Genomic DNA, 9,426 nt, shown 5'->3' with positions numbered 1-9,426 from the left:
GTCCCGCCCCAGAACACCAGCATCGGCGGATGCATCCCCATGCCGGAGAAGTCGTGCAGCAGGCCCAACGGCGGCGCCAGCATCAGCCCGAGCAGCAGCAGCGCCGTCACCGGTCTGTCGAAGCGCGGCCGGATCAGCCCGCGCCAGCCCAGAGCCACCAGACCGATCAGCAGCGGGCCGAGGACGTCGATCACGCCCGCGATGTCGGTCGGCCAGCCCTGCCCGATCGCGCTGAGCGTCGCCGCCACCGCCAGCGCCGCCGGCCCGCCGAAGGCCGCGGCCAGCGCAACGCACATGAAGCGGCCATCCAGCACGAAGCCGGCCGGCACGCGCTGCTCCAGCACGGAGAAAAGCAGCGTGGAGAGCCCGAACAGCGCGCCGAGGATCAGCGATTGCTGCAACGGATCCGGGGTGGTGCGACGCAGCGATCCGGTGACCACGGCGACGATCGCCAGCAGGCCGATTCCCTGCAGGGCGAACGTGACGAGCTGGGTCAGAGCTACGGGAAAGCCCATGGCTTGCATCCTCCGATGGCCGCTGAGTCGAAGAGAATTTTCTGAAACGGTGAGATATCTAGAATTATATCAAAAGTCAGCAGGCGCCGAAGGCCGGAACTGCGACCTTTTCCCTACATTGTCAGGGGGAAGGGCGGCTTTTCCCTTCTCCCGAGGCGACCAGGCGCCCTCCTCCTGCGGGGCGCGCCCCCGCGTCTCGTGCGGCCAGACCGTCAGAGTGCGACGTTCCTCCATCCGCGGGCCACGCCGGGGCAGACCTCCGGGTGATCCGCCCCCGACTGTCACCGCACCGCCGCTGTCGAAACAGCCTTCCACCCTGAAAACAGCGGGCTCTGGAGCCTGCCTTCGGCGGCGAGGACTGGGAAGGCCACGCCCGCATACCCTATCACGAGGACCTCTCGACCCGCTGGCCGACTTCAAGGACGACATGCCGGTCCGCCCCTCGGTGCTCGCCATCACCAGGCAGGGCGGCGGCCGCATCGGCTGACGCGCCCAAATCCGGACAGGGGCGGCGGAGCAACCCGCCGCCCCTGTCTGGATCGGGCCTGTCTGCGCGGGAGACCTGCCGCTGGCGCCCGTCCTGTTCCAAGGGCTGCGCCGAGACCGCCGCGCTGGACCGGTTTGCTTATGTCGCGGGCAGATTGGGCGATGTTCTGCCCACCGACGCCGCGTCAACTCCTGCAACCTCCCTCCAGGCTTGCATGACCTGCCCGCCCCGTCGCACCTTCAGGGCGATGGAGGAACCATGCTGCGAAGTCTCGCCACCCTCTGGGTCGGGCCGCTGGGCCCCATCGAATATGCCAGCATCGCCTCGATCCTGCGCTTCGGGCACCGGCTGACCATCTACAGCTACGCCCCGCTGGAGATCCCCGAGGGAGTCGAGTGGCGCGACGCGAACGAGGTCTATCCGGCCCAGCAGGTCGCGAGCTATGCCAAGTCGGGCAGCCCCTCGCTGCATTCGAACTTCTTCCGCTACGCCCTGATGAAGAAGACGGAGCATGTCTGGGTCGATCTGGACATGATCCTGCTGCGGCCCTTCGATTTCGAGGGCGACTACATCCTCGGCCGCGAAGGCGAGACCCGGGTGAACTGCGCCGTGCTGCGCATGCCTAAGGACAGCCCGGCGCTGGCCGAGCTGCTGCGCTTCCAGGGCGGCACGCGCGGCATCGCCCCCCATGTCACCGGGTTCCGCCGCTTCAAGTACCAGGTGATGACCCTGGGCCGCGGCAAGCCGATCGAGCAATGGCCCTGGGGCAGCACCGGCCCGCGCGCCCTGTCGATCTTCCTGCGCAAGCATGGCGAGATCCATCACGCCCTGCCGGTCGAGGCCTTCTACACCATCCCGCCCGGAGAGTGCCGCCGCTTCCTCGAGCCGCAGGGGCTCAGCGACGAGAGCTTCGGCCCCGGCGCCTATGCCGTCCACCTGAGCGCCTCGAACGTCAACAAGCTGCTGCGGCGGGAGTTCGGCGGCGTGATCCCGCCCGGGTCTTTCCTCGGGCAGCACGTGGCGCGGGCGCGGGCGGCGGGCATGCCCTGCTGAACCTCCCGGCGCAGGCTGCCTGCCTCCCCTCGCCCGCTCCACCCTTCCCTCCGTCCCACCGACGCGCTAACCAAGCCGTGACGCAACGGAAGGAATCCCCATGTCTGACATCACCCGCATCGGAACCGGCCCCCGCATGAGCGAGGCCGTGGTCTACAACGGCGTCGCCTATCTCGCCGGTCAGGTCGGCAATCCCGGCGACAGCGTGGCCGACCAGACCCGCACCTGTCTGGCCGAGGTCGACCGGATCCTCGCCGAGGCGGGCACCGACAAGACCCGCATCCTCTCGACGCAGATCTGGCTGGCCGATATCTCGACCTTCGCCGAGATGAACGCCGTCTGGGACGAATGGGTGCCGCAGGGCCACACCCCCGCCCGCGCGACCGGCGAGTCGAAACTCGCGGCGCCGGAGTACAAGGTCGAGGTGATCGTGGTCGCGGCTGTCTGAGGGAGCGCTGGCGGAAAGGCCGGGGGGCTGTCTGCCCCCCCAGCCCGGCCACAGGCCGGGCGTTCTTCGCTGTGAATCCTCCCTGGAGGATTTACAGCCGCTCATCACCCCCGAGGATATTTAGAGACAGAAAATGAAGGGGCTCAGCCCTTCAGAAAGTCCACCAGTTGTCGGGTTGAGCCGTCCTTGCCCTCGGCGCTCTCCTTGCCCTCGAGGATCGGCTGCAGCGCCACGGCCAGCTCCTTGCCCAGCTCCACGCCCCATTGGTCGTAGGAGTTGATGCCGAGGATCACGCCCTCCACGAAGACCCGGTGCTCGTAGAGCGCGATGATCTGGCCCAGCACATGCGGCGTCAGCTGCGGATAGGCCAGCGTGGTCGAGGGCCGGTTGCCCGGGAAGACGCGGTGGCGGGCCTGACGCTCCAGCTCGGCCCCAGTGAGCCCCTTCTTCGCCATGATCGCCATCGCCTCCTCCAGCGAGCGGCCGCGCAGCAGCGCCTCGGACTGGGCGAGGCAGTTGGCCACCAGCAGGAGATGCTGATGCGCGAGATCGGGCTCGTGCCCCTCGCGCGCCACGAGGAATTCGCAGGGCACGGTGCGGGTGCCCTGATGGATCAGCTGGTAGAAGGCGTGCTGGCCGTTGGTGCCGGGCTCGCCCCAGACCACCGGACCGGAGTTCAGCGCAAGATCGCTGCCGTCCATCGCCACGCGCTTGCCGTTGCTCTCCATCTCCAGCTGCTGGAGATAGGCGGGCAGACGGCTGAGCCGCTGGTCATAGGGCAGCACGGCGCGGGTGGCATGGCCGCAGACCTGGTTGTGCCAGATCCCGACCAGCGCCAAGAGCACCGGCAGGTTCTGCGCAAACGGAGCCTTGCGGAAATGCGCATCCATCGCCGCGCCGCCGGCGAGGAAGTCGTCGAAGGCCTCGGGGCCCACGCCGAGCATCAGCGAAAGCCCGATCGGCCCCCACATCGAATAGCGCCCGCCGACCCAATCCTCGAAGCCGAAGACCCGCGACGCGTCGATGCCGAAGGCGGCGGTCTTGTCGGCGGCGGTGGAGACCGCGGCGAATTGCGCGGCGGGGTCGGAGACCTTTTCCGCCATCCAGCGCCGCGCGGTCTCGGCATTGGTCATGGTCTCGATGGTGGTGAAGGTCTTGGAGGCGACGATCACCAGCGTGGTCTCCGGGTTCAGCCCGCGCAGCGTGTCATGGATATGCGCGCCATCGACGTTCGAGACGAAATGGCAGCGCGGCCCGTCGGCATAGGGCTGCAGCGCCAGCCAGGCCATCGCCGGACCGAGGTCGGAGCCGCCGATGCCGATGTTCACCACATCGGTGATCGCCCCGCCCTGCCCGGCGAAACGGCCCCCGCGCACGTCGCGCACGAAAGCCTGCATCAGCGCATGGGTCTCGCGCAGCGCGGGGGTGACGTCCTTGCCGTCGACCATCACCGGGCGGTCCATGTTGCGCAGCGCGGTATGCAGCACGGCGCGGCCCTCGGTCTCGTTGATCTTCGCGCCCGAGAACATCGCCTCGCGCTTTTCGGCGACGCCCGCGGCCTCGGCCAGATCGATCAGCAAGCCGCGCGCCTCGGCGTCGATGTTGGTCTTGGAATAGTCGAAGAGCATGCCCCCCAGCCGCGCGGAGAACCCGGCGGCGCGCTCCGCGTCGAACAGGGAGAGGATCGGGCGAGACTTGACGCCCTCGTGATGCGCCGAAAGCGCGGTCCAGATCTGCTGCATCTTATTCCGCCCAATGTACGGTTGCGTTTGCCAGCACGGCCTTGATCGGCGCTTCCAGCGCGGTCAGGCTCTGCGCCTTTTCCAGCGCCGCGCGCTTGGCGGCCCCGGTGATGAGGATGTGGATCGCCATCGCCTCGCGCAGCGGCTTCGCCGTCAGCGTGATGCGCGGCTCGCCCGCCGCCTCGGCCCGCATCGGCAGCAGCAGGGGCGCCGAATCCGACAGCGCCTCCTCCAGCCGGTCGGCGCCGGGGAACAGGGAGGCGGTATGCATGTCTTCGCCCATCCCCAGCAGCAGCACCGAGATTGGCAGATGCGGCGCGATCCCGGCGGCCAGTTCCTCGAGCTTCTCCTCCGGCGTTCCCGCCTCGGCATGCAGCGGCAACAGCGTGGCGGCGGCGGCGCGGTTCACCAGCAGCCGTTCGCGCAACAGCCGGGTGTTGGAGCGCGGGCTGTCCTCGGAAACCCAGCGCTCGTCATTCAGAAAGACGCTGACCGAGGACCAGTCCAGATCGACGCCCGACAGCGTGTCGAAAATCGGTCCCGGCGTGGTGCCGCCGGGCAGGCAGAGGCTCGCCCTGCCCTCGCGGCGCAAAAAGTCGCCCAACTCGCTGGCGATGGTATTGGCCAGCGATAGCATCAGGAACTCGCGGTCCGGGTATTCGGTGAACTTCATTCTCGGATCTCCCTCCAGCGACGACCGTCGCGGTGCAGAAGCATCAAGGCATCCTCCGGCCCGGAGGTTCCCGGTTCGTAGCCGCGCGGCCGGTCGCCGCGCCGCTCCCAGCCCTCGATGATCGGGTCGGCCCAGGCCCAGGCGGCCTCGACCTCGTCGCCGCGCATGAACAGGGTCTGGTTGCCGCGGATCACATCCATGATCAGCCGCTCGTAGGCGTCGGGAATATCCTCGCCCTCTTCTCCCAGCGCCTCGGCAAAGGACATGTCCAAGGGCACCTGGGTCAGGCGCATGCCGCCCGGGCCCGGCTCCTTGATCATCACCATCAGGTTCATGCCCTCGTTCGGCTGCAGCCGGATGACCAGCACGTTCTCACGCCAGCCCTCGGCATCGTCGAAGATCGAATGCGGCGGTTCCTTGAAGGTGATGGCGATCTCCGACGCGCGGGCGCGCAGCCGCTTGCCGGTGCGCAGGTAGAAGGGCGTGCCCTTCCAGCGCCAGTTCGAGATATGCACCTTCAGCGCGATATAGCTCTCGGTCCGGCTGTGCGGATTGCCGGAATGGGCGACATATCCGTCCTGGTCGCCGCCCTTCAGATACTGGCCGCGCACGATGTCCTCGGGGGCCACCGGGTCGAGCGCGCGGATCACCTTCAGCTTCTCGTCGCGCACTGCGTTCGGGTCGAAGTGATAGGGCGGCTCCATCGCGATCAGGCACAGCAACTGCATCAGGTGGTTCTGCACCATGTCCCGCATCGCGCCCGAGGTGTCATAATAGGCCCCGCGCCCGTCGACGCCCACGGTCTCGGCCACGGTGATCTGCACGTGGTCGATGTATTGCGCCTTCCACAGCGGCTCGAACAGGATGTTGGCGAAGCGCACCGCCATCAGGTTCTGCACCGTCTCCTTGCCGAGGTAATGGTCGATCCGGTAGATCTGCTCTTCGGCGAAATGCTGCGCCAGCACGGCGTTCAGCGCCTTTGCCGAGGCGAGATCGCGGCCGAAGGGTTTCTCCACCACGATGCGGCTCTGCGGATCGGCGATGCCGTGGTCGCTTAGCCGCTCGGCGATGGCGCCGAACAGCGAGGGGGCGACCGAGAAGTAGAAGGCGCGGATCACCCCGTCGCGCATCGTGTCCTTCAGCTGGGCCCAACCGTTCTCGCCGGTGGCGTCGATCGCGACATAGGAGATCCGGGCGACGAACTCGTCGATCACCGCGGCGTCGCGCTTGTCAGCCGCCACGAATTCCTCGATCGCGGCGCGGACCTGGGCGCGGAACTCGTCATCCGACATGTCCGAACGGGCGGCGGCGATGATCCGGCTGTCCTGCGGCATCTGCCCGCCGAGGAAGCGGCGGTAGAGCCCGGGCAGGATCTTGCGCCGCGCCAGATCACCGGTGCCGCCGAAGATCACCAGATCGAAGGTGTCCACCGGGATGACCCTTGAAACCATGTTTGTCTCGCTTCCCACTGCCGCTCTGTTAGCGCTAACGAGGCCTGTTTAGCCCGCAGCGCCCGACGAGTCTAGCACCGCACCGCGACAGCCGAAACCCGGATGCCGCGGGACAGCGCAGAACTGCCATCCGGGGAATAGGAAGGATTCAGTGCATCTTGCGATGGATGCGCCGCACCATCAGCCAGACCGCCAGCATCACCAGCGGCGTCAGCACCGCCGTGGCCAGCCCCTTGCTGATCCCCAGAGGCTCGGTCGCCGGATAGGCCACATAGGCGGCGAGGTTCACCGCGTAATAGCTGATCGCCACCACCGACAGCCCCTCCACCGTGCGCTGCAGCTTCAGCTGGGTGTCGGCGCGGCGGTCCATGCTCTCCAAGAGCATCTGGTTCTGCGCCGAGCGTTCCACATCGACCCGGGTGCGCAGCAGCTCGGCGGCGCGCTGCGCCCGTTCGGCCATGTTGCGCAGCCGCGCATCGGCGGATTTCACCGTGCGCATCGCCGGATCGTAGCGGCGCATCATGAACTCGGCGAAGGTCTGCCGCCCGCTCATCCGCACTTCGCGCAAGGCGTCGATGCGCTGGTTGACGATGGCCTCGTAGGCCCCGGTCGCGCCGAACCGGAAGGTGAACTGCACCGCAAGGCTTTCCAGCTCGGCCGAGATCTTCAAGAGCTCGTGCAGCGCCGCTTCCGGCGATTGCGCGCTCTCGTCCAGCCCGGTGACCAGCGACGACAGCTGCGGGTCCAGCGCGTTCAGCCGCTTGTTCAGCTGCCGCGCCCGCATCAGGCCCAGCATCGACATCGAGCGGTAGGTCTCGATCTCGCAGAGCCGCGTCACGATCCGCCCGATCCGGCGCGGGCTGGTGCCGGGGCGCACGAAGAGCGCGAAGCGCATGTGCCCCGCCGGGTCGATGCGGAAATCGCCGGCGACGATGGCCGCGCCGTCGATGATGCTGGAACAGGCGACGCTTTCGGGGACGAACCAGTCCTCCACCTTCTCCATCACCAGGCTCTCGTCCTCCGGCATCAGCTCGATGCGGATCAGCACCGAGGACATCCGCTTGCCCGGGGTGCGCGCCAGCCAGTCCTCTGGGAAGACCTCGGCCTTGGCCGGATCGAAGGCGCGCTCCGCCAGACCCGGCACATAGGCGGTGTAGGTGACGAATTCGGTATGGCTCTCCCAGCGCAGGTCGGCGCGACCGATGGAGCCGGCGAAATGCGTGGCCTCGGGCGGCGGATGCGCCGTGCCGTTGCGGTCCAAGAGCTCCAGCAGATGCGCCCGCTCCGCCGCCCGGTCTCGGTTGGCGGCGTCCACCGGCTCCTTGAAGGTGACGAAGACCGCATGGCACGGGGCCTCCAGCGCCGGAAACGGCCGGGCGTGCAGCTCGTTCACCAAGGCATAGCGCAGGGGATGGTCTTCGACTGGCATGGGGCTGGCTCCGATCCTCTGGCCCGACGCTAGTCGGCGCAGCGGAGGCCGGGAAGCGGATTTGCCGGGCTGCGACCGCAGAGCGCGGGAATACATCGGCATACTGGCAGCGATGCCGCAGCCCGGAATGCGAACGCCCCGCCGGAGGGGCGGGGCGTTGCTTCGGGCATCAAGCGGATCTCAGTCGATCATCGGCAGCAGGCTGTCGAGCGACTTCTTGGCGTCGCCGTAGAACATCCGGGTGTTCTCCTTGTAGAACAGCGGGTTCTCGATGCCGGAATAGCCGGTGCCCTGCCCGCGCTTCGACACGAACACCTGCTTGGCTTTCCAGACCTCCAGCACCGGCATCCCGGCGATGGGCGAGTTCGGGTCTTCCTGCGCCGCCGGATTGACGATGTCGTTGGAGCCGATGACGATGGCGACGTCGGTCGAGGGGAAATCCTCGTTGATCTCGTCCATCTCCATCACGATGTCATAGGGCACCTTGGCCTCGGCCAGGAGCACGTTCATGTGCCCCGGCAGACGGCCCGCGACCGGGTGGATGGCGAAGCGCACGGTCTTGCCCTTGGCGCGCAGCTTGCGCGTCAGCTCCGACACCGACTGCTGCGCCTGCGCCACGGCCATGCCGTAGCCCGGCACGATGATGACCGAATCCGCGTCGTTCAGCGCGGCGGCCACGCCCTCGGCATCGATGGCGATCTGCTCGCCCGCGATCTCCATCGCCGGGCCCGTCGCGCCGCCGAAGCCACCGAGGATCACCGAGATGAACGAGCGGTTCATCGCCTTGCACATGATGTAGCTCAGGATCGCGCCCGACGAACCGACCAGCGCGCCGGTGACGATCAAGAGGTCATTGCCTAGCGTGAAGCCGATCGCCGCCGCCGCCCAGCCCGAGTAGCTGTTCAGCATCGACACCACCACCGGCATGTCGGCGCCGCCGATGCCCATGATCAGATGCCAGCCGATGAAGCCCGCGATCAGCGTCATCAAGAGCAGCGTCCAGACGCCCGCGCCGTTGAAATAGACCACCAGCAGCACGATCGAGGCAACCAGCGCCGCGGCGTTGATCATGTGCCCGCCCGGCAGCTTCTTCGGCTTGCCGTCGACCTTGCCCGCCAGCTTGCCGAAGGCCACCACCGAGCCGGTGAAGGTCACGGCGCCGATGAAGATGCCGAGGAAGACCTCGACCTTCAGGATCGAGATCTCCACCCCGGTCTTGTGCGCCAGCACGGCGGCGAAACCGGCGAGGTTGGTCATGTCGAGCCCGGCCGCCTTCTGCGCCATCACCGAGGACAGCTCGAGCTGCGCGTTCAGGCCGATGAACACCGCAGCAAGGCCGACGAAGCTGTGCAGCGCCGCCACCAGCTGCGGCATCTCGGTCATCTCGACCTTCTTGGCGACATACCAGCCCGCCACCGACCCGGCGAGGATCATCACCGCGATGATGACGTAATGCCCCATGCCCGGCCCGAAGACCGTCGCCGCCACGGCCAAAGCCATGCCGACGATGCCGTACCAGACGGCGCGCTTTGCGCTCTCCTGCCCCGAAAGGCCGCCGAGCGAGAGGATGAAGAGGATGGCCGCGGCGATATAGGCGGCGGATGTCAGTCCGATGCTCATCGGGGCCT

At 67.6% G+C, this 9,426-nt stretch carries 8 protein-coding genes; 2 read left to right on the top strand and 6 right to left on the bottom strand.

The features are described 5' to 3' along the window. A partial coding sequence (locus C5F48_RS12400; RefSeq protein ID WP_146170587.1) for a hypothetical protein occupies nt 1-515 on the bottom strand: 515 nt, incomplete at its 3' end. Nucleotides 516-1,260: 745 nt separating this feature from the next. Here C5F48_RS12400 and C5F48_RS12395 point away from each other — a divergent pair. Both C5F48_RS12395 and C5F48_RS12390 read left to right on the top strand, forming a co-directional pair. Beyond that, nucleotides 1,261-2,055 carry a glycosyltransferase family 32 protein gene (locus C5F48_RS12395; RefSeq protein WP_107664223.1) on the top strand — a complete coding sequence of 265 codons (795 nt, stop codon included), beginning with the start codon at nt 1,261-1,263 and terminating at the stop codon, nt 2,053-2,055. A 100-nt stretch (nt 2,056-2,155) separates the two neighbouring features. Continuing rightward, entirely contained in the window at nt 2,156-2,503 is a 348-nt protein-coding gene (locus C5F48_RS12390; RefSeq protein WP_107664222.1) for a RidA family protein, read from the top strand. A gap of 143 nt (nt 2,504-2,646) precedes the next feature. On the opposite strand, the gene pgi is transcribed toward C5F48_RS12390, so the two are convergent. The 5 genes from pgi to C5F48_RS12365 form a co-directional block, all read right to left on the bottom strand. Beyond that, entirely contained in the window at nt 2,647-4,245 is a 1,599-nt protein-coding gene (gene pgi, locus C5F48_RS12385) for a glucose-6-phosphate isomerase (protein WP_107664221.1), read from the bottom strand. A 1-nt stretch (nt 4,246) separates the two neighbouring features. Beyond that, nucleotides 4,247-4,918, bottom strand: coding sequence for a 6-phosphogluconolactonase (gene pgl / locus C5F48_RS12380; RefSeq protein ID WP_107664220.1), 672 nt, complete (start codon nt 4,916-4,918; stop codon nt 4,247-4,249). Then, nucleotides 4,915-6,369, bottom strand: a complete 1,455-nt coding sequence (zwf, locus tag C5F48_RS12375; protein WP_107664219.1) for a glucose-6-phosphate dehydrogenase — start codon at nt 6,367-6,369, stop codon at nt 4,915-4,917. Before zwf ends, pgl begins: the two co-directional genes overlap by 4 nt. A gap of 148 nt (nt 6,370-6,517) precedes the next feature. Then, nucleotides 6,518-7,798 (bottom strand): DUF3422 family protein, encoded by a 1,281-nt coding sequence (locus C5F48_RS12370; RefSeq protein WP_107664218.1) that lies wholly within the window; start codon nt 7,796-7,798, stop codon nt 6,518-6,520. 180 nt (nt 7,799-7,978) lie between these two features. Further along, nucleotides 7,979-9,418 (bottom strand): NAD(P)(+) transhydrogenase (Re/Si-specific) subunit beta, encoded by a 1,440-nt coding sequence (locus tag C5F48_RS12365; RefSeq protein ID WP_107664217.1) that lies wholly within the window; start codon nt 9,416-9,418, stop codon nt 7,979-7,981. Nucleotides 9,419-9,426 lie beyond the last annotated feature (8 nt).

The organism is Cereibacter changlensis JA139, assembly GCF_003034985.1.
GTDB classification, from domain to species: domain Bacteria; phylum Pseudomonadota; class Alphaproteobacteria; order Rhodobacterales; family Rhodobacteraceae; genus Cereibacter; species Cereibacter changlensis.
This window is presented reverse-complemented; position numbering and strand designations above follow the sequence as displayed.